This window comes from uncultured Pseudokineococcus sp. (assembly GCF_947499845.1).
GTDB lineage: Bacteria > Actinomycetota > Actinomycetes > Actinomycetales > Quadrisphaeraceae > Pseudokineococcus.
In genome coordinates, this window is record NZ_CANMPM010000020.1 from 12253 (window position 1) to 37731 (window position 25479).

The 25479-nt window shown below is 75.9% G+C and carries 20 protein-coding genes; 19 read left to right on the top strand and 1 reads right to left on the bottom strand.

The window, feature by feature from the left end:
* Positions 1–119: 119 nt before the first annotated feature.
* The 11 genes from metH to arc all read left to right on the top strand — a co-directional run bounded on the left by metH (position 120) and on the right by arc (position 15577).
* Complete coding sequence (gene metH / locus Q0789_RS14555; RefSeq protein WP_298806446.1) at positions 120–3704, top strand: methionine synthase; 3585 nt, start codon at positions 120–122, stop codon at positions 3702–3704.
* A 150-nt stretch (positions 3705–3854) separates the two neighbouring features.
* Positions 3855–4583 (top strand): HAD family phosphatase, encoded by a 729-nt coding sequence (locus tag Q0789_RS14560; RefSeq protein WP_298806451.1) that lies wholly within the window; start codon positions 3855–3857, stop codon positions 4581–4583.
* A 108-nt stretch (positions 4584–4691) separates the two neighbouring features.
* Positions 4692–6365, top strand: a complete 1674-nt coding sequence (locus Q0789_RS14565) for an ABC transporter substrate-binding protein (RefSeq protein ID WP_298806453.1) — start codon at positions 4692–4694, stop codon at positions 6363–6365.
* A 94-nt stretch (positions 6366–6459) separates the two neighbouring features.
* Positions 6460–7464, top strand: coding sequence for an ABC transporter permease (locus Q0789_RS14570; RefSeq protein WP_298806456.1), 1005 nt, complete (start codon positions 6460–6462; stop codon positions 7462–7464).
* Positions 7461–8435 carry an ABC transporter permease gene (locus Q0789_RS14575; protein ID WP_298806458.1) on the top strand — a complete coding sequence of 325 codons (975 nt, stop codon included), beginning with the start codon at positions 7461–7463 and terminating at the stop codon, positions 8433–8435. The genes Q0789_RS14570 and Q0789_RS14575 overlap by 4 nt, the downstream gene beginning before the upstream one ends.
* Positions 8432–9532: an ABC transporter ATP-binding protein gene (locus Q0789_RS14580; protein ID WP_298806460.1), complete on the top strand. Its 1101-nt coding sequence runs from the start codon at positions 8432–8434 to the stop codon at positions 9530–9532. The genes Q0789_RS14575 and Q0789_RS14580 overlap by 4 nt, the downstream gene beginning before the upstream one ends.
* Positions 9533–9600: 68 nt before the next feature.
* Positions 9601–10656: an oligopeptide/dipeptide ABC transporter ATP-binding protein gene (locus tag Q0789_RS14585; RefSeq protein ID WP_363325985.1), complete on the top strand. Its 1056-nt coding sequence runs from the start codon at positions 9601–9603 to the stop codon at positions 10654–10656.
* A 110-nt stretch (positions 10657–10766) separates the two neighbouring features.
* Positions 10767–11309, top strand: coding sequence for a DUF421 domain-containing protein (locus Q0789_RS14590; protein WP_298806463.1), 543 nt, complete (start codon positions 10767–10769; stop codon positions 11307–11309).
* Between the two features lie 87 nt (positions 11310–11396).
* Positions 11397–12593, top strand: coding sequence for a site-2 protease family protein (locus Q0789_RS14595; RefSeq protein ID WP_298806465.1), 1197 nt, complete (start codon positions 11397–11399; stop codon positions 12591–12593).
* Entirely contained in the window at positions 12590–13768 is a 1179-nt protein-coding gene (locus Q0789_RS14600; RefSeq protein ID WP_298806467.1) for a tRNA (adenine-N1)-methyltransferase, read from the top strand. Before Q0789_RS14595 ends, Q0789_RS14600 begins: the two co-directional genes overlap by 4 nt.
* Before the next feature lie 210 nt (positions 13769–13978).
* Positions 13979–15577, top strand: coding sequence for a proteasome ATPase (gene arc, locus Q0789_RS14605; RefSeq protein WP_363325986.1), 1599 nt, complete (start codon positions 13979–13981; stop codon positions 15575–15577).
* Between the two features lie 85 nt (positions 15578–15662).
* Here arc and Q0789_RS14610 read toward each other — a convergent pair whose 3' ends face one another.
* Complete coding sequence (locus Q0789_RS14610; protein WP_298806471.1) at positions 15663–16055, bottom strand: DUF3054 domain-containing protein; 393 nt, start codon at positions 16053–16055, stop codon at positions 15663–15665.
* A gap of 193 nt (positions 16056–16248) precedes the next feature.
* Between Q0789_RS14610 and dop the strand changes: the two genes are divergently transcribed.
* The 8 genes from dop (at position 16249) to Q0789_RS14650 (ending at position 25474) form a co-directional block, all read left to right on the top strand.
* Positions 16249–17844 carry a depupylase/deamidase Dop gene (dop, locus tag Q0789_RS14615; RefSeq protein ID WP_366917747.1) on the top strand — a complete coding sequence of 532 codons (1596 nt, stop codon included), beginning with the start codon at positions 16249–16251 and terminating at the stop codon, positions 17842–17844.
* 117 nt (positions 17845–17961) lie between these two features.
* Positions 17962–18159, top strand: a complete 198-nt coding sequence (locus tag Q0789_RS14620) for a ubiquitin-like protein Pup (RefSeq protein ID WP_298806474.1) — start codon at positions 17962–17964, stop codon at positions 18157–18159.
* A 136-nt stretch (positions 18160–18295) separates the two neighbouring features.
* Positions 18296–19150 carry a proteasome subunit beta gene (gene prcB / locus Q0789_RS14625; RefSeq protein ID WP_298806476.1) on the top strand — a complete coding sequence of 285 codons (855 nt, stop codon included), beginning with the start codon at positions 18296–18298 and terminating at the stop codon, positions 19148–19150.
* A complete protein-coding gene (gene prcA, locus Q0789_RS14630) occupies positions 19147–19977 on the top strand; it encodes a proteasome subunit alpha (RefSeq protein WP_298806478.1) in 831 nt (276 codons plus the stop codon). The genes prcB and prcA overlap by 4 nt, the downstream gene beginning before the upstream one ends.
* 56 nt (positions 19978–20033) lie before the next feature.
* Complete coding sequence (pafA, locus tag Q0789_RS14635; RefSeq protein WP_298806480.1) at positions 20034–21401, top strand: Pup--protein ligase; 1368 nt, start codon at positions 20034–20036, stop codon at positions 21399–21401.
* A gap of 162 nt (positions 21402–21563) precedes the next feature.
* Positions 21564–22532: an FKBP-type peptidyl-prolyl cis-trans isomerase gene (locus Q0789_RS14640; protein WP_298806482.1), complete on the top strand. Its 969-nt coding sequence runs from the start codon at positions 21564–21566 to the stop codon at positions 22530–22532.
* Positions 22533–22649: 117 nt separating this feature from the next.
* Positions 22650–23021: an FKBP-type peptidyl-prolyl cis-trans isomerase gene (locus Q0789_RS14645; RefSeq protein ID WP_298806484.1), complete on the top strand. Its 372-nt coding sequence runs from the start codon at positions 22650–22652 to the stop codon at positions 23019–23021.
* Positions 23022–23278: 257 nt separating this feature from the next.
* Complete coding sequence (locus tag Q0789_RS14650; RefSeq protein ID WP_298806486.1) at positions 23279–25474, top strand: HNH endonuclease signature motif containing protein; 2196 nt, start codon at positions 23279–23281, stop codon at positions 25472–25474.
* Positions 25475–25479: the final 5 nt, after the last annotated feature.

The window sequence follows — 25479 nt, forward strand, 5'->3', positions numbered from 1 at the left end:
GCCCGCCGCCGGGGCCAGGGCGCCCCCGGCCCACGGGGGCGGACGGCCCCGCGAGCAGCGCGTCCACCCTACGGGCGCGCACCCGGCGCGCCCGCCGACGGCGCCTAGCATCGACGTCCGTGAGCGACCGTCCGCAGCGCCTGCGCGCAGCCCTGGCCGAGCGCGTCCTCGTGGCCGACGGGGCCATGGGGACGATGCTCCAGGCCGCCGCTCCCGGGCTCGAGGACTTCGAGGGCCACGAGGGCTGCAACGAGGTCCTCAACGCGACCCGCCCCGACGTCGTGCGCTCGGTGCACGAGGCCTACCTCGACGTCGGCGTCGACCTCGTCGAGACCAACACCTTCGGCGCCAACTGGGCCAACCTCGCCGAGTACGGCATCGAGTCGCGCATCCGCGAGCTCGCCGCGGCGGGGGCGCGCGTGGCCCGGGAGGCCGCCGACGGCGCGAGCACCGCCGACCACGAGCGCTTCGTCCTCGGGTCGATGGGTCCCGGCACGAAGCTGCCGAGCCTCGGCCACGCGCCCTACGCGCTGCTGCGCGACGCCTACGCCGAGCAGGTGCTCGGGATGCTCGACGGCGGCGTCGACGCCGTGCTCGTCGAGACGGTGCAGGACCTCCTGCAGGCCAAGGCCGCCGTCGTCGGCGCGCGCCGGGCGATGCGCGAGGCGCGGGTCGAGGTGCCCGTGCTCGTCCAGGTCACCGTGGAGACGACCGGGACCATGCTGCTCGGCAGCGAGATCGGCGCGGCGCTCACGGCGCTGGCCGCCCTCGGCGTCGACGGGATCGGGCTCAACTGCGCCACGGGGCCGGCCGAGATGGGCGAGCACCTGCGCCACCTCGCGCGCCACGCCGCGGTGCCGGTGACGGCGATGCCCAACGCCGGGCTCCCCCAGCTGTCCAAGGACGGCGCCTACTACCCGCTCTCGCCGGCCGAGCTGGCCGAGGCGCACGACCGCTTCACCCGCGAGTTCGGCCTCGCGCTCGTCGGCGGGTGCTGCGGCACGACCCCCGAGCACCTGCGCCAGGTCGTGGAGCGGGTGGGCGGGCGCCCGCTCGCGCCCCGCGACCCGCGGCCGGAGCCCGGCGTCGCGAGCATCTACCAGCACGTGCCCTTCGCCCAGGACGCGAGCGTGCTGTCCATCGGCGAGCGCACCAACGCCAACGGCAGCAAGGCGTTCCGCGAGGCGATGGTGGCGGGGGACTGGGAGCGGTGCGTCGAGATCGCCCGCGGCCAGACCCGTGACGGCGCGCACCTGCTCGACGTCTGCGTCGACTACGTGGGCCGCGACGGCGTCGCCGACGTCAAGGAGGTCGTCAGCCGGCTGGCGACGGCGTCGACCCTCCCGCTCGTCATCGACTCCACCGAGCCCGCCGTCATCGAGGCCGGCCTCGAGCTCGTCGGCGGCCGCGCCGTCGTCAACTCCGTCAACTACGAGGACGGGGACGGGCCCGGCAGCCGCTTCGCCCGGATCATGCCGCTGGTGCGCGAGCACGGCGCCGCCGTCGTCGCGCTGACGATCGACGAGCAGGGCCAGGCGCGCACCGCGGAGACCAAGGCCGCCATCGCCACGCGCCTCGTCGAGGACCTCACGGGCACCTGGGGCATGGACGAGGCCGACGTCGTCGTCGACGCCCTGACCTTCCCCATCGCCACCGGCCAGGAGGAGACGCGCCGCGACGGCGTCGAGACCCTCGAGGCGATCCGCGAGATCAAGCGCCGCCACCCGCGCGTGCAGACGACGCTCGGGCTGTCGAACATCTCCTTCGGCCTCAACCCGGCGGCCCGCGCCGTCCTCAACTCGGTGTTCCTCCACGAGGCGGTCGAGGCGGGGCTGGACTCCGCCATCGTCCACGCCGCGCGGATCATGCCGATGGCGAGCATCCCCGACGGGCAGCGCGAGGCCGTGCTCGACCTCGTCCACGACCGGCGGCGCTACGACGACGAGGGCGCCGTCACCTACGACCCGCTGCAGCGGGTGCTCGACCTCTTCGAGGGCGTCGACGCCGCCTCCGTGCGCGCCGACCGCGCCGCCGAGCTGCTGGCGCTGCCGCTGGGCGAGCGGCTGTCCCGGCGCATCGTCGACGGCGAGCGCAAGGGCCTCGACGCCGACCTCGACGAGGCGCTCGCGTCGGGCACGAGCCCCCTCGACGTCGTCAACGACCACCTCCTCGCGGGCATGAAGGAGGTCGGCGAGCTCTTCGGGTCGGGCCAGATGCAGCTGCCGTTCGTCCTGCAGTCGGCCGAGGTGATGAAGGCCGCGGTCGCGCACCTGGAGCCGCACATCGAGGCCGAGGCCGCCGCGAGCGGCACCGCCCGGCAGGCGCGGGCCAAGATCGTGCTCGCCACGGTCAAGGGCGACGTCCACGACATCGGCAAGAACCTCGTCGACATCATCCTGTCCAACAACGGCTACGACGTGACGAACATCGGCATCAAGCAGCCGATCAGCGAGATCATCCGCGTCGCCGAGGAGACGGGCGCCGACGCGATCGGCATGAGCGGGCTGCTCGTGAAGTCGACCGTCGTCATGAAGGAGAACCTCGCCGAGCTCAACGATCGCGGGCTCGCGGCGCGCTGGCCGGTGATCCTCGGCGGCGCCGCGCTGACCCGCGCCTACGTCGAGACCGACCTCGCGGAGATGTACGAGGGCGAGGTGCGCTACGCCCGCGACGCCTTCGAGGGCCTGCGGCTCATGGACGCCATCGCGGCGGCGCGCACGACGCCGGGCGCGAGCGTCTCCGAGACCCTGCCCGCCCTGCGGCCGCGACGTGTGCGCCGCCGCGCCGGCGCCGACGACGAGGGCGGCGGCGTGGCGCTCGCCGAGGGCGAGGACCCGCGCGCGCGGCGCTCGGACGTCGCCCGCGACGTCACCGTGCCCGTCGCGCCGTTCTGGGGGACGCGCGTGGTCAAGGGCGTGCACCTGGCGGACTACGCGTCCTACCTCGACGAGCGCGCCACCTTCCTCGGCCAGTGGGGCCTGCGCGGCGCCCGCGGCGGCGAGGGGCCGTCGTACGAGGAGCTCGTCGAGACCGAGGGCCGCCCGCGCCTGCGGATGTGGCTCGACCGGGTGCGCACCGAGGGCATCACCCGCGCCGCCGTCGTCTACGGGTACTTCCCGTGCTGGTCGGAGGGCCAGGACCTCGTCGTCGCCCACCACGAGGGCGACGGCACGGGCGGCGAACCGGGCACCGAGCGGCTGCGGTTCTCCTTCCCCCGCCAGCGGCGCGACCGGCGGCTGTGCCTGGCCGACTTCTTCCGCGACCGCGACGAGGTGGAGGCGCTGGGTCGGCCCGACGTCCTGCCGCTGCAGCTCGTGACGATGGGCTCGCAGGTCGCCGAGGTGACCGGAGAGCTGTTCGCGCGCAACGCCTACCGCGAGTACCTCGAGCTCCACGGCCTGTCGGTGCAGCTCACCGAGGCGATGGCCGAGATGTGGCACGCCCGGGTGCGCACCGAGCTCGGCTTCGGCGCCGAGGACGCGGGCAACCTCGACGGCGTGCTCGGGCAGGGCTACCGCGGCTCGCGCTACTCCTTCGGCTACCCCGCGTGCCCGGACCTCGAGAGCCGCCGCGACCTCGTGCGGCTGCTCGAGCCGGAGCGGATCGGCGTCGAGCTGTCCGAGGAGCTGCAACTGCACCCCGAGCAGTCGACCGACGCCCTCGTCGTCCACCACCCCGAGGCAAAGTACTTCAACGCCGTCTGAGGGACGCGTCCTCCCTGGGTGAACGAGCCGTCACCTTCGCGTCGTGGCGGCCTCCGGGGGTGGAGGAGGCGTCACCTTCGCGTCCAGGGCCTCGTGCACGGGCCCCGACGGCGTCGGGGAGGGCGCGGCGCGGCTGGCAGACTCGCGGCCATGCCCGCCGAGACCACCTCCTCCGCCGCGGCGAGCACCGGCAGGGGGCGCGAGGGGCTGCCCGACGCCGTCCTGTTCGACATGGACGGCACGCTCGTCGACACCGAGCCGGTGTGGTGGGCGGCGGAGCGGGCGCTCGTCGAGGCCCACGGCGGGGTCTGGACGGACTCCCAGGCGATGGCGCTCGTCGGCAACCAGCTCGAGGTGTCCGCCGAGGTGCTGCGGCGCGAGGGCGGCGTCGACCTGCCCGTGCGGGAGCTCATCGAGGTGCTCGGGGCGCAGGTCGGCGCGGAGCTGCGGCGCGACCCGCGGTGGCGGCCCGGCGCGCACGAGCTGCTCACGGGACTCGCGGAGCGGGGCGTCCCGCTCGCGCTCGTGACGATGTCGTGGCGCTCGATGGCCGACGCCATGCTCGCCCACCTGCCCGACGGGCTCTTCGACGTCGTCGTCACGGGTGACGCGTGCGAGCGCGGCAAGCCGCACCCCGAGCCGTACCTGCGCGCCGCCGCCGCCCTCGGCGTCGAGCCGGCGCGCTGCGTCGCCGTCGAGGACAGCCCGACGGGGCTGGCCTCCGCCGAGGCGGCCGGGGTGCCCGCGATCGCCGTGCCGCACGTCGTGGACCTGCCGGAGGGGCCGGGGCGCACGGTGGTCCCCACGCTGGCCGGGGTCGGGCCCGAGGACCTGCTGCCGCTCGTGGCCCGCCGGGGGAGCACCGCCACCGGATCGTGACCGACGAGTCCGGCGCGGAGGGCTCCCCAGCCGCGCCCGGGCGCACTAGCGTCGCTGCGCCGCCGACCGGACCGGTCGCGGCTTCCCCGAGGTGACGGAGCGACATCCATGGTGCGAGGCATCGGCGGACGGGCCGCGGCCCTGCTGGCGGCCGGGGCGCTGCTGGCGACGGCGGGCTGCGCGGAGAGCCAGCGCGACGACGCGGGCGACGAGGCCACCGGCGACGGCGGGGGCGGCGGCACCTTCGTCTTCGCGGCCAGCTCGGACCCCGTGGTCCTGGACCCGGCCTTCGCCAGCGACGGCGAGACCTTCCGCGTGGCGCGCCAGATGTTCGAGGGCCTCGTCGGCACCGAGCCCGGCACGCCCGACCCGGCGCCGCTCCTGGCGGAGTCGTGGGAGACGAGCGACGACGGCCTCACGTACACCTTCGACCTGCGCGACGACGTGACGTTCCACGACGGCACGACCTTCGACGCCGAGGCCGTCTGCGCGAACTTCGACCGCTGGCACGGCTGGACCGGGCTGCAGCAGAACGAGAACATCTCGTACTACTACAACTCGATCTTCCAGGGCTTCGCCGAGAGCGAGGACCCGGAGCTCGTCGGCGGCCTCTACGACAGCTGCGAGGCGCAGGACGAGCAGACCGCCGTCGTCACGCTCACGCGCCCCTTCGCGGGCTTCATCGCCTCCCTGTCGCTGCCGGCCTTCTCCATGCAGAGCCCCACGGCGATGGAGGAGTACGACGCCGACAACCTCGAGGGCACCGCCGACGACGTCCGCTTCAGCGCCTACGGCACGGAGCACCCCACCGGCACCGGCCCCTTCCAGTTCGGCAGCTGGGAGCGCGGGCAGTCCGTGACCCTCGAGCCCTACCCCGACTACTGGGGCGACGCCGCGCAGGTCGACGAGGTCATCATCCAGACCATCGCCGACGGCAACGCGCGCCGGCAGGCGCTCGAGGGCGGTCAGATCGACGGCTACGACCTCGTGGCGCCCGGCGACGTGGCGGCGCTCGAGGACGCCGGCTTCCAGATCGAGGAGCGCGCGCCCTTCAACGTGCTCTACCTCGGCATGAACCAGGCCGTGCCCGAGCTCGCCGACCCGCGCGTGCGCCAGGCCATCGCCTACGCCATCGACAAGGACGCCGTCATCAGCCAGTCGATGCCCGAGGGCACGACGGCGGCGACGCAGTTCATGCCGGACATCGTCACGGGCTACTCCGACGACGTCGAGACCTACGACTACGACCAGGACCGGGCGCGCGAGCTGCTCGCCGAGGCCGGCCAGAGCGACCTGACGATCGACTTCGTCTACCCGACCGGCGTCTCGCGGCCGTACATGCCGAGCCCCGAGGACACCTTCGTCGCGATCCGCAGCCAGCTCGAGGCCGTCGGCATCACCGTGAACCCGGTGGCGCTGCCCTGGTCGCCCGACTACCTGGACCGCATCCAGGGCACCGAGGACCACGGCCTGCACCTGCTCGGCTGGACCGGCGACTACAACGACCCCGACAACTTCGTCGGCGTCTTCTTCGGCACCCCGAAGAACGAGTGGGGCTTCGACAACCCCGAGCTCTTCACGGCCCTGTCCGACGCCCGCGGCCTCGCGACGGCGGACGAGCAGGGCCCGGCGTACGAGGCGATCAACCAGCAGATCATGGAGTTCCTGCCGGGCGTGCCGCTCGCCTCGCCGGTGCCGTCGCTGGCGTTCGCCGAGGACGTCCAGGGGTACGAGACGAGCCCCGTCCAGGACGAGGTGTGGAACGGGGTGACGGTCAGCTGACCGGAACCCCGCTCCCGCCGGCCGCCGCCCCCCGCGGGGCGGCGGCCGGCGCCGCGCCGGGGGCCCCCGCCCCCGGCGGTCCCGGGAGGCCGGCGTGCTGAGGTTCGTCGTCCGCCGCCTGGCGCTCGTCGTGCCCGTGCTGCTCGGCCTCTCGGTGCTCCTCTTCGCCTGGCTGCGGGCGCTGCCCGGGGACCCGGCGCGCACGCTGCTCGGCGAGCGCGCCACGCCGGCGGCGGTCGAGCGCATCACCGAGGCCTACGGCTTCGACCGCCCCCTGCCGACGCAGTACCTCACCTACCTCGGCAAGCTGCTGACGGGCGACCTGGGGACGTCGTCGCGCACGGGCGAGCCCGTGCTCGAGAGCTTCCTCCAGCGCTTCCCCGCGACGATCGAGCTCGCGGTCGCGGCGCTGCTCGTCGCCGTCGTCCTCGGGATCCCGCTGGGCTACGTGGCGGCCCGCCGGCACGGCAGCGCCCTCGACACGACGCTCGTCGGCGGCTCGCTGCTCGGCACGGTCATCCCGGTGTTCTTCCTCGCCTACCTGCTCAAGCTCGTCTTCGCGGTGCAGCTCGGCTGGCTGCCGACGGCGGGCCGCCAGGACCCGCGCATCGACGCGACGCACGTGACGAACTTCTACGTGCTCGACGGTCTGCTGACGCGCGAGTGGGACGCCTCGTGGGACGCCGTCGTCCACCTCGTGCTGCCCGCGCTGGCGCTCGGGACCATCCCGCTGGCCATCATCGTGCGCATCACCCGCGCCTCGGTCCTCGAGGTGACGGGGCAGGACTACGTGCGCACGGCCGAGGCCAAGGGGCTGGCGCGCTCGCTCGTGCGCCGCCGCCACGTGCTGCGCAACGCGCTGCTGCCGGTGCTGACGACCGTGGGCCTGCAGACGGGCCTGCTGCTGTCGGGGGCCGTGCTCACCGAGACGGTCTTCGCCATCAACGGCATCGGCAGCTACCTCTTCGACTCCATCTCGACCCTGGACTACCCCGTGCTGCAGGGCTTCATCCTCTTCATCGCGCTCGTCTACGCCCTCGTCAACCTCGTCGTCGACGTCGGCTACGGCGTCATCGACCCGCGGGTGCGCGTCTCGTGAGCGGCGTCCACCTGCCCCCGGCCGGCGGCCCTCCGGGCGCCCCGGAGGACGACCCGCCCGCCGGCACGCCGGCGGAGCTCGCGCTCGAGCCGGTCGCCGAGGACGAGCGCGGCACCAGCCTCTGGCGCGGCGCCTGGCGGCGGCTGCGCCGCGACCCCGGCGCCATCGCCGGCGCCGTCATCGTCCTGGCCTTCGCCCTCGTCGCGCTGCTGGCCCCGGTCATCGCGCCGTACGCCCCGGCGGGCGCGCAGTGGGCGAACCAGGTGACGCCCTCCTCGGTGCCCGGGCCGAGCGACGAGCACCTGCTCGGGCTCGACAGCTTCGGGTCCGACCTCTTCACGCAGCTCGTCTACGGCGCGCGGCAGTCGCTCGTCATCGGCGTCGTGTCGACGGTCATCGGGCTCGGCTTCGGCGCGGCGCTCGGCCTGCTGGCCGGGGCCTTCGGCGGCGCCGTCGACGTCGCCGTCATGCGCGTCGTCGACATCATGCTGTCGATCCCCAGCCTGCTCCTGGCCGTCAGCGTCGCCGCCGTCATCGGCCCCAGCCCGACGGCCCTCATGATCGCCATCGGGGCCGCGCAGGTGCCGATCTTCGCCCGGCTGCTGCGCGGCTCCATGCTCGGCCAGCGCAGCAGCGACTACGTGCTGGCGGCCTCCTCGCTGGGGCTGCGACGGCGGCGCGTGGTGATGAGCCACATGCTCCCGAACTCCCTCAGCCCCGTCATCGTCCAGGGCACCCTCACGCTGGCGACGGCGATCATCGAGGTGGCGGCGCTGTCCTACCTCGGCCTCGGCGACCCGAACCCGACCGTCGCCGAGTGGGGCCGGATGCTCGTGCGGGCGCAGGACCGGCTCGCCACCGACCCGCACCTGGCGGTCCTGCCGGGCGTCTGCATCGCCGTCACCGCCCTGGGCTTCACGCTCTTCGGCGAGGCGCTGCGCGAGTCCCTCGACCCCACCTTCCGCCGATGAGCCCGCACCCGCCGTCGCGCGGCGCGGGCGCCCCCGACGACCGGAGCGACGTGCCACCAGCGACCGGCGACGACCCCGTGCGGGGCGCCGCGCCCCTGCTCGAGGTCCGCGACCTCACCGTCGACTTCCTGCGCCGGGGCAGCGAGCCCGCGCGGGCCGTCGACGGCGTCAGCCTGTCCGTCCGCCCCGGCGAGGTCATGGGCCTCGTGGGGGAGTCGGGCAGCGGGAAGTCCGTGACCTCCCTCGCCGTCATGGGGCTGCTGCCGCGGCGCTCGAGCCGCGTGGGCGGCTCCGTCCGCCTCGGCGGCACCGAGCTGCTGGGGATGGCGCCGCGGCGCCTCGCCGGGCTGCGGGGCGACCAGATGGCGATGGTCTTCCAGGACCCGATGAGCTCGCTCAACCCCGTCGTGCCGATCGGGACCCAGGTCACCGAGGTGCTGCGCACGCACACCGACGCCGACCGGGCCGCGGCGCGCGACGAGGCCGAGGACCTGCTGCGGCGGGTCGGCATCCCCGACCCCCGACGGCGGCTGCGGGACTACCCGCACCAGCTGTCGGGCGGGATGCGCCAGCGCGCGCTCATCGCCATCGCCCTGGCCTGCAAGCCGCGGCTGCTCATCGCCGACGAGCCCACGACGGCGCTCGACGTGACCATCCAGGCGCAGGTGCTCGAGCTCCTGCGCCGGCTCGTGGGGGAGACCGGGACCGCCATGCTGCTCATCACGCACGATCTCGGCGTCGTCGCGGGCCTCTGCGACGACGTGACGGTCATGTACTCCGGCCGCGTCGTCGAGACGGCGCCGCGCCGCGAGCTCTTCGCCCGGCCGGCGCACCGCTACACCGAGGGCCTGCTCGCCTCGGTGCCGCGGCTGGACTCCTCGCGGGGGGAGCCGCTGCGGCCCATCCCGGGGACCCCGCGCGACGTGCTGCCGTGGGCTCGGGCCTGCGCCTTCGCCCCGCGCTGCGCCCACGCCGACCGCGCGTGCGCCGACCCCGGGCTCGCCCTGGCCGGTCACCCGCGGCTGCCGGAGGAGCACCTCGCGCGCTGCGTCCACCCCGCCGTGCCCGAGGCGGCGACGACGGGGGCCGGCGCGTGAGCGCGCCGGCGGCCGACGCCGGGGCCGCGCGGCCGGCGGCCGAGGGGCCGCAGGAGGACGACGTCCTCCTGCGCGTGCGGGGCCTGCAGGTGCACTTCCCCATCAAGAAGGGCCTGCTGCTCGACCGCACGGTCGGGCACGTGCGCGCCGTCGACGGCGTCGACCTCGACCTGCGACGCGGGCAGACCTACGGCCTGGTGGGGGAGTCGGGCTGCGGGAAGTCGACCCTCGGGCGCGCCGTCCTGCGTCTCGAGGAGCCGACGGCGGGCAGCGTCGAGCTCGACGGGCAGGACGTCCTGGCGCTGGGCCGGGACGAGCTGCGCGCCCTGCGGCGGCGCATGCAGATGGTGTTCCAGGACCCGATGTCGAGCCTCGACCCCCGCCAGAGCGTCGAGAGCATCCTCACCGAGCCGCTGCGGGCCCACGGCGCGCCGGGCGGTCCGCGGGCGTGGCGCGAGCGGGTGCTGGAGCTCCTCGAGGTCGTCGGGCTCCCGGCGTCGGCCGCCGCCCGCTACCCGCACGAGTTCTCCGGCGGGCAGCGCCAGCGCATCGGCATCGCCCGGGCCGTGGCGCTCTCGCCCGACCTCGTCGTCGCCGACGAGCCGGTGAGCGCCCTCGACGTGTCGGTGCAGGCGCAGGTGGTCAACCTCCTCGAGGAGCTGCAGGAGCGGCTCGGGCTGACCTACCTCGTCATCGCCCACGACCTGGCCGTCGTCCGGCACATCAGCGACGTCGTCGGCGTCATGTACCTCGGCGTCGTCGTCGAGCAGGCGCCGAGCGACGAGCTGTACGCCAACCCGCTCCACCCCTACACGCTGTCGCTGATGTCGGCGATCCCCGTGCCGGACCCGGCCGTCGAGGACGCGCGCGAGCGGATCCTCCTCACGGGCGACCTGCCGAGCCCGGCCGCCCCGCCGTCCGGCTGCCGCTTCCACACGCGCTGCCCGTTCCGCCAGGCGACGCGGTGCCACGACGAGGTGCCGCGGCCCCGCGAGCTGGCGCCCGGTCACGTCGTCGCCTGCCACTGGGCCGAGGAGGTGCGCGACGGGCGCGTGCGCGCCAGTGCGGCGTCGCACGACCCGACGGCCACGAGCGCGGCGGAGGAGGCGCCGGCGCAGCCCTGACCGGCTCCGGCTCCGGCGCTGGCTCGGGCACGGGGCGCCGTCGGACGCGCGGGCGCGACATCCGGGCGCGCGAGCGCGACATCCGGGCGCCCGTGCCGTAGGCAGGGGCCATGTGGAACGACGGGTGGGCCGACCTGGGGCGGGTGCTGGCCGTGGGGGCCACCGCGTACGTCGCGCTCGTGGTGCTGCTGCGGGTCTCAGGCAAGCGGACGCTCGCGAAGCTCAACGCCTTCGACCTCGTCGTCACGGTGGCGCTGGGCTCGACCCTCGCGACCATCCTGCTGAGCTCGGACGTCTCCTGGACCGAGGGCGCGCTCGCGCTCGTGCTGCTCGTCGCCCTGCAGCTCGTCGTCGCCTGGACGACGACGAGGTGGCCGGCCAGCCGTCGCGTCGTCACCTCCGAGCCCACGCTCCTGCTCTGGCGCGGCGAGGTGCGCGAGGACGCCCTACGGGCGCAGCGCGTGTCGCCGTCCGAGCTGCGCCAGGCCGTGCGCGCCAGCGGGGCCGGCGACGTGTCGCGCGTCGGGGCCGTCGTGCTCGAGAGCGACGGGAGCCTGAGCGTCGTCCCCGAGTCCTCGCTCGGGGACGCCTCGGCTCTCGACGACGTCCCCGGCGCCGCGCGGCGGGGCCGACCGGGGCACCGCCGCTCCTGAGACGAGCGACGGGGGCCACGGGCGGAGGGGCCACCGGCGGAGGGGCGCCCGCGGCGGGGGTCCCGGCCGCGCCCGTAGGCTCGGGGGGTGCACGCCCCCGCCGCCCGACCCCAGCCCCCGGCCGCGGGACCGCCGCCCCGCGGCGACCGCGACGGCTGGCGCCTCGGCGCGATCGCGGGGGTGCCCGTCGTCCTGGCGCGCTCCTGGGTCGTCATCGCCGTCGTCGTCACGCTGCTCTTCGCCCCCACGGTCGCCCGCACGGCCCCCGAGCTGGGTGGCGCCGGCTCGGTCGTCGTGGCCCTCGCGTACGCGCTCGTGCTCGCGCTGTCGGTCCTCGTCCACGAGGTGGCGCACGCGCTGACCGCCCGGGCCGTCGGCCTGCCGCCGACCAAGATCGTCCTCACCCTGTGGGGCGGCCACACGACCTTCGCGACGGACGCGACGACGCCGGGCCGCAGCTTCGTCGTCGCCGCCGTCGGCCCCGCCTCCAACGCCGTGCTGGCGGGCGTCGGCGCCCTCCTCGTGCTCGCGACGTCGCCGGGCGGCCTGCCCTGGCTCCTGCTGTCCGCGCTCGCGCTGGCCAACCTCTTCGTCGCCGTCTTCAACGTCCTCCCCGGCCTCCCGCTCGACGGGGGCCGGATGCTCGAGGCCGGCGTGTGGGCCGTCACCGGCGACCGGCTGCGCGCGACGGTCGTCTCGGCGTGGGCCGGAAGGGTGCTCGCCGTCGTGGCCGTCGTCGTGCTCCTCGGCCTGCCGCTGTCGCGCGGGGAGCGCCCGTCCCTCCTCTTCGTGGCGTGGGCCGCGCTCGTGGCCGGGACGCTGTGGACGGGCGCCAGCGCGGTGCTCGCCGACGCCCGCCTGCGCGGGCGCGTGGCCGCCCTGCGCGCGGACGCGCTGGCCGCCCCCGCGGTCGGCGCGCCCCTGCACGCCCACGTCGCCTCCGTCGCCGCGGCCGCCGACGCGGCCGGGGCCTCCGAGGTCGTCCTCCTCGAGGGCGACGGCCGCCCCGTGGCGGTGGTGGACCGCGAGGCCGTCGGGCGCGTGCCCCGCGAGCGCTGGACCTCCGTCGCCGCCACGTCCGTGGCGCGGCCGCTCACGGGCCCGCCGCTGCCGGGCGACGCGGCCGGCCAGCGCCTCGTGCAGCTGCTGGCCGTCGGCAGCGGGCACTCCGAGGCCGTCACCGGCTCCGAGGTCGTCGCGGTCGTCGACGCCGCCGGCCGGGTCGTCGGTCTGCTGCGCGGCGCCGACGTCGTCGCGGCCGCGCGGCGCGGGGGCCGGTCGTGAGCGGCCCGACGGGCGCCGCCGCCCGGCGCGGGCCCCTGCGCGAGGGCGAGCGCGTGCAGCTCACCGACCCTCGCGGACGCCTGCACACCATCACGCTGGGCGCCGGACGCGACTTCCACACCCACCGCGGGCACCTCGCGCACGACGACCTCATCGGCGGGCCCGAGGGCGTCGTCGTCACGAGCACCGCGGGCGTGGAGTACCTCGCCCTGCGCCCGCTCCTCGCCGACCACGTCCTGTCGATGCCGCGGGGAGCCGCGGTCGTCTACCCCAAGGACGCGGGCCAGGTCGTGGCGATGGCCGACGTCTTCCCCGGCGCCCGGGTCGTGGAGGCCGGCGTCGGCTCGGGGGCGCTGAGCATGTCGCTGCTGCGCGCCGTCGGCGACGAGGGGCACCTGCACTCCTTCGAGCGGCGCGAGGACTTCGCCGACATCGCCCGCGCGAACGTGGAGGGCTTCTTCGGCGGCCCGCACCCGGCGTGGACGGTCACGGTCGGCGACCTGGCCGAGGAGCTCGGTGCCGCGGAGGAGCCGGGGACGGTCGACCGGGTCGTCCTCGACATGCTCGCGCCCTGGGAGTGCCTCGACGCCGTGGCGACGGCGCTCGCCCCCGGCGGCGTGCTCATCTGCTACGTCGCGACGGCCACCCAGCTCTCGCGCACGGCGGAGGACCTGCGCGGCGACGGCCGCTGGACCGAGCCGCAGGCGTGGGAGTCCATGGTGCGCGGCTGGCACCTCGAGGGGCTCGCCGTGCGCCCGCAGCACCGCATGGTCGGCCACACGGGCTTCCTCCTCACGTCCCGTCGCATGGCCGAGGGCGTCACCGCGCCGCTGCGGCGTCGGCGGCCCGCCAAGGGCACCGCCGCCGCGACCCCCGGCTCGCGCCCCGTCGGCGGCCCGTCGAGCGACCCGGCGGGCGACCCGGCGGGCGACGGAGGAGCGACCGAGGACCAGGACACCGGTGCGAGCACCGCCTGGGGCGCCGAGGAGGACTGGTCGCCCGAGGCGCTCGGCGAGCGGGCCGTCTCGGCGAAGAAGGTGCGGCGCGTGCGGCGCGACGTCACCGCCCGCCGCGCCTTCCAGCAGGAGCGGGACGCGGCGGACGGGGAGGCGGAGGAGCCGGCCCCCGCCGAGGACGACCACGCCGACGGCGGCGGGGTCGACGCCGAGGACTGAGATAGCGGCTCCGGTGCGCCCCGACCGGCGCGGGCGCCGCCGCTCGCGCCGGGAGCCCGGGTTACCGTCGTGCACGGACTCGAGGAGGCGCGCGTGGACAGCCACTCAGGCACCAGCCGGGACGACCAGCCGGACCCGGGGCGGGACGCCCGCGGGGACCAGCCGCCCGGGCGCACGTGGGGCGCGGCGAGCGCGTCGCGCGTCGCCGCCCTGCAGGACCAGGTGGGCGAGCTCGTGGCCCGCAACGACCGCCTCGCGCGGACCCTCGCGGACGCCCGCGACCAGCTCGTCTCCCTGCGCGGGGAGGTCGAGCGGCTGGCGCAGCCGCCCAGCGGGTACGCCACCTACCTCGGACCGTCGGGGGAGGGCGTGGTCGACGTCGTCCAGCAGGGCCGCAAGATGCGCGTGGCCCTCAGCGCGGCGCTCGACGCCGACGCCCTGGCGCCGGGCCAGGAGGTCGAGCTCAACGAGGCCATGAACGTCGTCGCCGTGCGCGGCTTCGAGCGCACCGGCGAGGTCGTCACCTTCAAGGAGTCCCTCGGGGAGGACCGCGCGCTCGTCGTCGTCCACGGCGACGAGGAGCGGGTCGTGCGCCTCGCCGGCCCGCTCGTCGGGACCCACCTCAAGGCGGGGGACGCGCTGACGCTCGAGCCCCGCTCGGGCTACGTGCACGAGGTCGTCCCGAAGGCCGAGGTCGAGGACCTCGTGCTCGAGGAGGTGCCCGACGTCGAGTACGCGGACATCGGCGGGCTCGCCTCGCAGATCGAGACGATCCGCGACGCCGTCGAGCTCCCGTTCCGCCACCCCGAGCTCTTCCGCGAGCACGGGCTCAAGCCGCCGAAGGGGGTCCTGCTCTACGGCCCGCCCGGGTGCGGCAAGACCCTCATCGCCAAGGCCGTGGCGCGCTCGCTGGCGCGACAGTCGGCCGAGCGGGACGGGCGCGAGGACACGCGTAGCTACTTCCTCAACGTCAAGGGCCCCGAGCTCCTCAACAAGTACGTGGGCGAGACCGAGCGGCACATCCGCATGATCTTCAGCCGGGCGCGCGACAAGGCGAGCGAGGGCCACCCCGTCGTCGTCTTCTTCGACGAGATGGAGTCGCTCTTCCGCACGCGCGGCTCGGGCGTGAGCTCCGACGTCGAGACGACGATCGTGCCCCAGCTGCTCGCCGAGATCGACGGGGTGGAGCGCCTCGACGACGTCATCGTCATCGGCGCCTCGAACCGCGAGGACATGATCGACCCGGCGATCCTCCGCCCCGGGCGCCTCGACGTGAAGATCAAGATCGAGCGCCCCGACGCCGAGGGCGCCCGCGACATCTTCGCGAAGTACCTCACCGCCGACCTGCCGCTGCACCCGCAGGACCTCGCCCACCACGACGGCGACCGCGAGGCCTGCGTGGAGGGGATGATCCGCGCGACGGTGGAGCGGATGTACTCCGAGACCGAGGAGAACCAGTTCCTCGAGGTCACCTACGCGGGCGGCGACAAGGAGGTCCTCTACTTCAAGGACTTCAACTCCGGCGCGATGGTGCAGAACATCGTCGACCGCGCCAAGAAGATGGCGATCAAGGACTTCCTCACGACCGGCGCCAAGGGCCTGCGGGTCGACCACCTGCTCGTGGCGTGCGTGGAGGAGTTCAAGGAGAACGAGGACCTGCCGAACACCACCAACCCCGACGACTGGGCCCGCATCTCCGGGAAGAAGGGCGAGCGGATCGTCTACATCCGCACCATCGTGCAGGGCAAGAAGGGCTCCGAGGCCGGCCGCTCGATCGACACGGTGGCGAGCCCGGGGCAGTACCTGTAGCGCCCGCCCCGGCCCCGCCCGCGCCACGGCGTACGGGGGCGCGCCACCGCACGGCCCCCGCCCGCACGGGCGGGGGCCGTGCGCGTCAGCGGGAGGCGCGGCGGGCCGACCAGGAGGCGAGGGGGCGCCAGCCGAGCAGGAGCAGGGCGAGCACGACGACCGTCACGACGACGAAGGACGGGGCGGCGCCCTGGCCCGTGAGCAGCCGGAGGACGACGCCGACGACGACGGCGCCCGCGAGCACGAGGACGCCGGCGGGCACGACGCGGGTGGGGTCGCGGTGCACGCGCGGCAGCGCCCACGCCAGCAGGACGCCCACCCAGAAGGGCAGCGCCGTCCCGGCGACCTGCAGCAGGCCCGTGCCCTCGACGTGGCTGGCCCGGCCGACGCCCGCGAAGACGAGGACGGCGAGGAGGTCGACGGCGAGCGCCGCGGCCGGGGGCCGGACGGGCGCGCCGCCGGGGCGCGCGCGCCCCACGACGGGCCTCGAGGGGCCGTGGCTCGAGGAGCGGAGGTCCGAAGGGCGGGGCTTGCGGGAGGGCCCGTGCGGGCGTCGCCGGCTCACGGGCCCCACCGTAGGCTCGCGCACGATGAGCAGCGCCGAGGACCCCGCGAGCAGGACCCCCGACGGCGGCGGCCCGTGGGGCCGCGACGGCGGCGTGCGCCGCGTGATGGGCCTGGAGACGGAGTTCGGGATCAGCGCGCCGGGCGAGGCGCAGGCCAACCCCATGCTCCTGTCGGGCCGGGTGGTGCACGCCTACGCGGCCCCCGACCCGTCGTCCGGCGGCCGCGGCACCCGCTCGCGCCGGGGCACGCGCTGGGACTACGCCGACGAGGCGCCGCTGCGCGACGCGCGCGGCTTCGAGCTCGACCGGGCCCGCGCGCACGCGAGCCAGCTCACCGACGTGCCGCCCGACGTCGCCGCCTCCCAGAGCGCGACCGCGGGGACCGGCCTGCACGTGGCCGAGGAGCTCGAGGACGCGGGGCTCGCGAACACCGTGCTCACCAACGGCGCGCGCCTGTACGTCGACCACGCCCACCCCGAGTACTCCGGCCCCGAGGTGACGACGCCGCGCGACGCGGTGCTCTGGGACCTCGCCGGCGACGAGGTGGCCCGCGAGGCCATGCGCCGGATCGCCGCCTCGCCCGGGCTCGGGGACGTCGTCCTCTACAAGAACAACACCGACGGCAAGGGCGCCTCGTACGGCACGCACGAGAACTACCTCATGCCGCGCTCGACGCCCTTCGCCGACGTCGCGCGGGCCCTGGTGCCCTTCTTCGTCAGCCGTCAGGTCGTGACGGGCGCGGGCCGGGTCGGCCTCGGGCAGACGGGGGAGCGCAGCGGCTTCCAGCTGAGCCAGCGGGCCGACTTCTTCGAGACCGAGGTCGGCCTCGAGACGACCCTCAAGCGCCCGCTCGTCAACACCCGCGACGAGCCGCACGCGACGGCCGACCGGTGGCGGCGCCTGCACGTCATCGTCGGCGACGCCAACCTCTCGCCCGTCGCCACCCTGCTGAAGACGGGGACGACGTCGCTCGTCCTCGCCATGGTCGAGGCGGGGGAGATGCCCGACCTCGCCCTGGCGCACCCCGTGGCCTCGGTGCGCGCCGTGAGCCACGACCCGACGCTGCGCCACCTCCTCGAGCTGCGCTCGGGGGAGCGGATGACGGCGGTCCAGCTGCAGTGGCGGCACCTGGAGGCCGCGCGCGCCTTCGTCGGGCGCCGCCAGGGCGACGCCGTCGACCCGGACACGGCCGAGGTGCTGACGCGGTGGGAGCGGGTGCTCACCGACCTCGAGGCCGACCCGATGCGCTGCGCCCGCCAGCTCGACTGGGTGGCCAAGCTGCGCCTGCTCGAGGGCTTCCGCTCCCGCGAGGACCTCACGTGGGACGCGGCGCGCCTCGCGCTCATCGACATCCAGTACGCCGACCTGCGCCCCGAGCGGGGCCTGCACGCGCGCCTCGTGGCGCGCGGGGCGGTCGAGCTTCTGCACGAGCCCACCGAGGTGGCGCGCGCCGTCGTCGCGCCGCCGGAGGACACCCGCGCCTGGTTCCGCGGCGAGTGCGTGCGCCGCTACGGCGACGAGGTGGCCGCCGCGAGCTGGGACTCGGTCATCCTCGACGTCGCCGGCCGCGCCTCGCTGCAGCGGGTGCCGATGCTCGAGCCCCTGCGCGGCACCCGGGCGACGACCGGCGCGCTGCTCGACCGCTGCGCCACGGCCGCCGAGCTCGTGCACGCCCTCACCGGGGGCCGTCCGGCGGGCTGAGGCGTCCGGGGCGCCCGCCGGCGACGTCGGGGGGCGCCTACCATCGCGGTAGCCGGGCCGCCGGCGCCGCCCCGCGGGGCCGCCGGCGGGCGGGGTCCTCGAGGGGCGGGAGCAGCCATGGCAGCGCAGGAGCAGCGTCAGCACGAGCGCCGCGACGACGAGCCGGAGGACGCGCCGGCGCCCGCGCCGGCCGCGTCGGCGACCACCTCGAGCAGCGACGCGGAGGTCGACGACCTCCTCGACGAGATCGACGACGTCCTCGAGGCCAACGCCGAGACCTTCGTGCGCTCGTTCGTCCAGAAGGGCGGCCAGTAGGCGCGGCTCTCGACGGGCGCCCCGTGGCGCCCGTCAGGGCTGGACCCGTGGCGCCCGCGTGGCGGCCTCGCCGCGCCCGCGGGGCCGCCGGGGCGACGGGCCGCCGTCGGAGGTGCTGGCTAGGGTCGCTCGGGTGATGCCAGCCACGCCCGCGCCCCAGCCCCCCGGCGGCCGGCTCCCCGCGGCCTTCCACGTGCCGGGGGCGGCCTCCTTCACCGACTTCGTGGGCAGCCACGACCCGTCGCTGCTGCCCGGGCGCCGCCCGCTGCCGCAGGGGGCGCTGCCGCCCGAGCTGGACCCGCCGCACGGCACGACCATCGTGGCGCTCACCTACCCGGGCGGCGTCGTCATGGCGGGGGACCGGCGGGCCACGGCCGGCAGCATGATCGCCCACCGGGAGATCGAGAAGGTCTTCCCCGCCGACACCCACTCGTGCGTCGGCATCGCCGGCACCGCCGGCCTGGCCGTGGAGATGGTGCGGCTCTTCCAGGTCGAGCTGGAGCACTTCGAGAAGATCGAGGGCGCGGTGCTGTCGCTCGACGGCAAGGCCAACCGGCTCTCGACCATGGTCCGCGGCAACCTCGGCCTCGCGATGCAGGGCCTCGCCGTCGTGCCCCTCTTCGCGGGCTACGACCTCGCGGGCCGGCGCGGGCGCATCTTCAGCTACGACGTCACGGGCGGGCGCTACGAGGAGCGGGGCCACCACTCCGTCGGCTCCGGGTCGGTCTTCGCGCGCGGGGCGCTGAAGAAGCTGCACCGCCCGACCCGGGGGGTCGACGAGGCGGTGGCGACCGCGCTGGAGTCGCTCCACGACGCCGCCGACGACGACTCGGCCACCGGCGGCTCCGACCTCGTCCGCGGCATCGTCCCCGTCGTCGCCGTGGTCGACGAGGCGGGCTACCGGCGCGTGCCCGACACGCGCGTCGCCGAGGTGGTCCGCGGCGTCCTCGACGCCCGCACCGCCCAGCACGAGGAGGACCAGCGCCCATGACGCAGCAGTTCTACGTCTCGCCCGAGCAGGTCATGCGCGACCGGGCGGACTTCGCGCGCAAGGGCATCGCCCGGGGCCGCTCCGTGGTCGTCCTGTGCTTCGACGCCGGCATCGCCCTCGTCGCGGACAACCCGTCGCGGGCGCTGCACAAGGTCAGCGAGATCTACGACCGCATCGCCTTCGCCGCGGTCGGCAAGTACAACGAGTTCGAGAACCTGCGCGTGGCCGGCGTCCGCTACGCCGACCTGCGCGGGTACTCCTATGACCGCGCCGACGTCACCGCCCGCGGCCTCGCCAACGCCTACGCGCAGACCCTCGGCAGCGTCTTCACCACCGAGAGCAAGCCGCTGGAGGTGGAGATCGTCGTCGCCGAGGTCGGCGCCTCGGGCGAGGGCGACCAGATCTACCGGCTGACCTACGACGGGTCCGTCGCCGACGAGCGCGGCGCCGTCGTCATCGGCGGCGCCGCGGACGCCCTCGCCGGGGTGCTCGCCGAGGGCTGGCGCCCCGACCTGCGGCTCGCCGACGCCCTGGCGCTGGCGCGGCGCGTCCTCGCGACCGACCCCGCCGACCCGGCCGCGGGCCCCTCCCGCGACCTGCCCGCCTCCTCGCTCGAGGTCGCGGTGCTCGAGCGCGGGCTGCCGCGGCGGTCCTTCCGGCGCGTGCAGGGCGACCTGCTCGAGCGGCTGCTGTCGGACGACGACCCCACGGTGGACGCCCCCCGCACCCCCGACCTGCTGGCGCCCGCCGAGGCGCCGGGCCACCCGGGGCTGCCGGAGGACGCGCCGCCCGCGCCCCCGTCGGAGGCCGCCCCCGAGGAGGGGTGAGGGCGGACCGGCCCGACCGCCCGTCCGTCGTCGGGCCCGCGACGTAGGGTCTCGCCATGGATCGACGCATCCTCGGCCTCGAGACCGAGTACGGCGTCACGTGCGTCGCGGAGGGGCAGCGGCGCCTGTCGGCCGACGAGGTCGCGCGCTACCTGTTCCGCACCGTCGTCGCCTGGGGCCGGTCGAGCAACGTCTTCCTCCAGAACGGCGCCCGGCTGTACCTCGACGTCGGGTCCCACCCGGAGTACGCCACGCCCGAGTGCGACGACGTCCAGCAGCTCGTCGTCCACGACCGGGCGGGGGAGCGCATCCTCGAGGGGCTCGTCGGCGACGCCGAGGCAAGGCTGGCCGACGAGGGCACCACCGGGGAGATCTTCCTCTTCAAGAACAACACCGACTCGGCCGGCAACTCCTACGGCTGCCACGAGAACTACCTCGTGCCGCGGGCCGGCGAGTTCAGCGCCCTGTCGGACGTGCTCATCCCCTTCCTCGTCACGCGCCAGGTGCTCGTCGGCGCGGGCAAGGTGCTGCAGACGCCGCGGGGGGCCACGTACTGCTTCTCCCAGCGCGCGGACCACATCTGGGAGGGGGTCTCGAGCGCCACGACGCGCTCGCGCCCCATCATCAACACCCGCGACGAGCCGCACGCGGACGCCGAGCACTACCGGCGCCTGCACGTCATCGTCGGCGACTCGTCGATGGCCGAGCCGACGACGATGCTCAAGGTCGGCGCCGTCGACCTCGTCCTGCGCATGCTCGAGGCGGGCACGCCGCTGCGGGACATGGCGCTGGAGAACCCGATCCGCGCCATCCGCGAGGTCAGCCACGACCTGACCGGGCGCCGCCCGCTCCGGCTGGCGAGCGGCCGGCAGGTGAGCGCCCTCGACGTGCAGGGCGAGTTCCTCGAGCGCGCCCGCTCCTTCGTCGAGCGCGGCGACGCGGGGGAGACGACGAGCACCACCAAGGCGGTGCTCGACCTGTGGGAGCGCGGGCTGCGCGCGGTCGCGACGCAGGACCCGACGCTGGTCGACCGCGAGCTCGACTGGGCGGTCAAGCAGCGCCTGCTCCAGCGCTACATGCGCAAGCACGACCTCACCCTCGCCAGCGCCCGCGTCGCGCGCCTGGACCTCGCCTACCACGACGTCTCGCGGCGCCGGGGGCTCTACCACCAGCTCGCGGCCCGGGGTCTCGTCGACCGGCTGACGACCGACGACGAGGTCGACGAGGCCACGACGGCGCCGCCGCAGACGACGCGCGCCCGCCTGCGCGGGGACTTCGTCCGCGCGGCCACGGAGCACGGTCGCGACTTCACGGTGGACTGGGTGCACCTCAAGCTCAACGACCAGTCGCAGCGCACGGTCCTGTGCAAGGACCCCTTCGCCGCGGTGGACGAGCGGGTGGAGCGGCTCATCGAGAGCATGTGAGGGCGCCGAGCGGCCGTCGGCCGGCGAGCAGCGGTCGTCCGCTCGCCCAGGGGCCGCCCAGCGGTGGGCCAGGCCCGCCGCAGACCTGCGCGCTACGGTCGGGGGCACTGCCGGTCACCACCGGTCCGACCGCCGGGACGACCGGCACGACGAGAGGTCCTCGTGCGACACCTGCGACACCCCCGCACCCTGACGGCCCGGGCCGCCCTCGCCGTCGCGCTGCCGGCCCTCCTCGTGGCCGGCTGCGGTGACGACGCCGCGCCCGCGCCGGACGACGACGCGCTCTCCCGCGTCGAGGTCGTCGGCGACGACGCCGCCCCCGAGCTCGAGGTCGACACGCCGGTCACCATCGCCAGCACGACCACCGAGGTCGTCGACGAGGGCGACGGCCGGGTCGTCGAGGAGGGCGACCTGGTCGCGCTCGACGTCCTCGCGGTGGACGGCGGTGGCGGCGACGTGCTCCAGACGACGTTCGGCACGGAGCAGCGCCTCGTCCTGCAGGCCGACCCGACGACGACCGTCCAGGGCCTCGTCAGCGGCGTGGTGGACCAGACGGTGGGCTCGCGCGTCCTCGTCGGCGTCAGCCCCTCCGACTTCGGGGCCGACGCGCCGGGCGCGCCGACGCCGACCGCGGGCAACGGGTCGGTGCTCCTGCTCGTCGACATCCTCGACGCCTCCCCGGTGCTCGACGGCCCCGAGGGCGCCGAGCAGCCCGCTCCCGAGGGGCTGCCCGCGGTGACCGAGGGCGAGGACGGGGAGCTGTCCGTGGCGACGCCGGAGGGCGACCCGCCGGCGGACCTGCGGGTCGAGACGCTCGTCGAGGGCGAGGGCGACCCGGTGGAGGCCGGGGACACGGTCGTCGTCGACTACACGGGCGTGCTGTGGAGCGACGGCAGCGTCTTCGACTCGAGCCGGGGCGCGGACCGTCCGCCCTTCTCCTTCACGCTCGGCCAGGGCGCCGTCATCCCCGCCTGGGACGAGGGCCTCGCGGGCGTGCCCGTCGGCAGCCGCGTGATGGTCGTCGCCCCGCCGGACCAGGCCTACGGCGACCAGGAGACCGGCAGCATCCCGCCCGGCTCGACGCTGGTGTTCGTCGTCGACGTCCTGGCCGCGGAGAGCACGCAGCGCTGACGCGCGCCCCGTCCCGTCCTCGCCCGCGCGAGGACGCCCCACCGGTGGCCCGCCGCCGCCGCGCACGAGGTCGGTGCCCCCGCACCGACCACCGCCGACCAGCAGGAGGACGCACCCATGGCCGACAAGCCCGTCGTCGACATCCCCAGCACCGAACCGCCCACCGAGCTGGAGCTCGAGGACCTCGTCGTCGGTGAGGGCCAGGAGGCCGTGGCCGGCACCACGGTGGCGGCGCACTACGTCGGCGTCTCGTGGTCGACGCGCCAGCAGTTCGACGCCTCCTGGGACCGGGGCCAGCCCCTCACCTTCCAGCTGGGGGCCGGGCAGGTCATCTCCGGCTGGGACACCGGCATCCAGGGCATGCGCGTGGGCGGCCGCCGCCGCATCACCATCCCGCCGCACCTCGGCTACGGCGACCGCGGTGCGCCTCCCGTCATCGCACCGCGCGAGACGCTCGTCTTCGTGGTGGACCTCGACGGGGTCTCCTGACCGTCTGAGCAGCACGTGACGGCAGCGCCTGACCGTCCGGGCAGCACGAGGACGCCCCCGGCCCCTGTGGCCGGGGGCGTCCGTGCGTCCACAGGCGCTCGAGGAGCCGGCGTCGTCCACAGGCGTCGTCAGTCGCGGAGGCGTTGTCGGACCCGACCCCTAGTATCGTACACATGTTCGAGGGCGAGAGGCGGGGTGAGAGCGGCGACGACGCGGCCTCGCCGCGCGCCGGTCGGGGCGCGAGCTCTCGTGACGGCATGGGCGGTCCTGCCGCGGACCAGGACGGCGGCGCGGTCGAGCTCGCTGGCGAGGTCGGTCGCGTGCGGTCGGCGGTGCGAGCGGGGGCGCTGGGTCGGGTGCGGGCGGTGGTCGCGCTGGAGGCGGCGCGGTCGGTGGCGTGGGCGGGGCTGCTGCGGCAGGTCGCGGCGCTGGTGGAGGAGGTGTCGGTGTCGGGTGGGCCGGCGGCGCCGGTGGCCGACGGCGGCGGGTCCGGCGCCGGTGACCGCGCGGCAGGTGCGGTCGATGTCGCAGTGAGGTCGGCCGGCTCCAGCGCGGGGTCGGTGCCGACGTCAGGGTCGGGGCGGGACGCGGGTCTGGCGTTCGAGGCCGCCGCGGCCGAGCTCGCGGTCGCGCTGGTGGTGCCGCTGCGCCGGGCGCAGGACCTGGTCGCCGAGGCCCTCGCGGTGACGACCCGCCTGCCGGTGACCCTGGCCGCGCTGGAGGCCGGGAGGATCGACCCCCAGCGCTCCCGCCTGGTGGCCGAGGAGACCGTCGCCCTGTCCCCGGTGCACGCCGCGAAGGTCGACGCGGCCCTGGCCGACGACCTCGGCCCCCTCACCGTCCCGGCGCTGCGGGCGCGGGTGCGTCACCTGGTCGCGACGACCGACCCCGAAGCGGTGCGCCGCCGGGTGCGGCGGGCCACGTGCGCCCGCGGCGTGCGCCTGTTCCCGGTCGACGACGGGATGGCCCAGCTGGTCGCGACGGGCCCGGTGCTGGACCTGGCGTGCGTGTTCGAGCGCCTGACCACCACCGCCCGGGCCCGCGCCGGGGAGCACGGGCGCACCGACCCGCACGCCGCGACCACCGCCGGCCTGGACCCCCTAACTGTGGGCGACGGTGCCGCCGCCGGGCTGCCCGACCGGCGCGGCATCGACGCCCGCCGCTTCGACGCCCTCGTCGACCTCACCACCACCACCGACCTGCCCACCAGCACCGGCCTGGTCGCCGGCGCTGGTGCCGGTTCCCGTGCGGGTGCTCGCGGCGGGGCGACGGCCGGTGCGGACGCCGCCGGGACCGGGCAGTCGGCCTCGGCCATCAGCACGGTCACGTCCCGGGCGCGCAGCCCCCACGGCCCGCAGGTCACCGTGGCCCTGACCAGCCTGCTCGGCCTGGACGACGACCCCGCCCAGCACCCCACCCTCGGACCCGTCCCCGCGGTGGCCGTCGCCGAGCTCCTCGCCGCCGGGCACCGCTTCCGCCGCGCCCTGACCGCACCGGTCACCGGCCACCTCGCCGGCCTCGACGGCCACCTCCTCACCCTCGACACCACCACGGCCAAGCCGCTACCCGGTCCGTCGAGGAAGGGCCCCCGGACCACACCCGCCCGACGGGGACGCGCCGGGGCGATCACCGTGCGCGTCGACACCCCCGAGGGACCGGACGACCCCGCGCCACCACCGACACCACCGGCGCCAGAACTGACGCCCGCAGCCGCCGCCACAGCGCCGTCGCTGCCGTCACTTCGTCCGACCGGGCCGGCGAAGGGCCCCTCGTCGACCTCGCGGCACACCTCGCTGCGCCGCGCGGCCCGACGGTCCGCCTGCGCCTACGCCGCCACGACCGGCGGACCCGGCCCCTACACGCCCACCGACGCCTGCGCCCGCTGGGTGCGCACCCGCTCACCCCGCTGCCAGGCCCCCGGCTGCCGCACGCCCGCGACCCGCTGCGACCTCGACCACCGCACCCCCCACGCCACCGGCGGACCGACCTGCCCGTGCAACCTCGACGTCCTCTGCCGGCGACACCACCTCGCCAAGCACCACCACGGATGGACCGCCGTCCCGACCTCCGACGACCCCACAGACTCGGGGCTCACCTGGACCACCCCGCTCGGGCAGGTCATCCACGTCCCCGCCCAGCCCCTCCTGCCGCGCCCCGCGCCCCGCACCACCGACGACACCGGGGAGCAGACCACGGCCGACGACGCGGCCGCCGCCGCCCACGAGGACCACCTCCTCGGCGGACCCCGCTACCCCCACCGCGACAACGCCGCCCACGACCTCGACCGCCTGCACGCCGAGCTCGCCCGGCAGCACGCCGAGGCCCAGCCCCAGCGGCACGACACCGAACCAGGCGGTGGCGGAGGCGCGGGTGGTGACCGCTCCGGCGACGACCCGACCGGCCCCACGGGCGGAGCAGGCGGATGGGGCGACGACGCTCCTCCGCCCTACTGACCGCC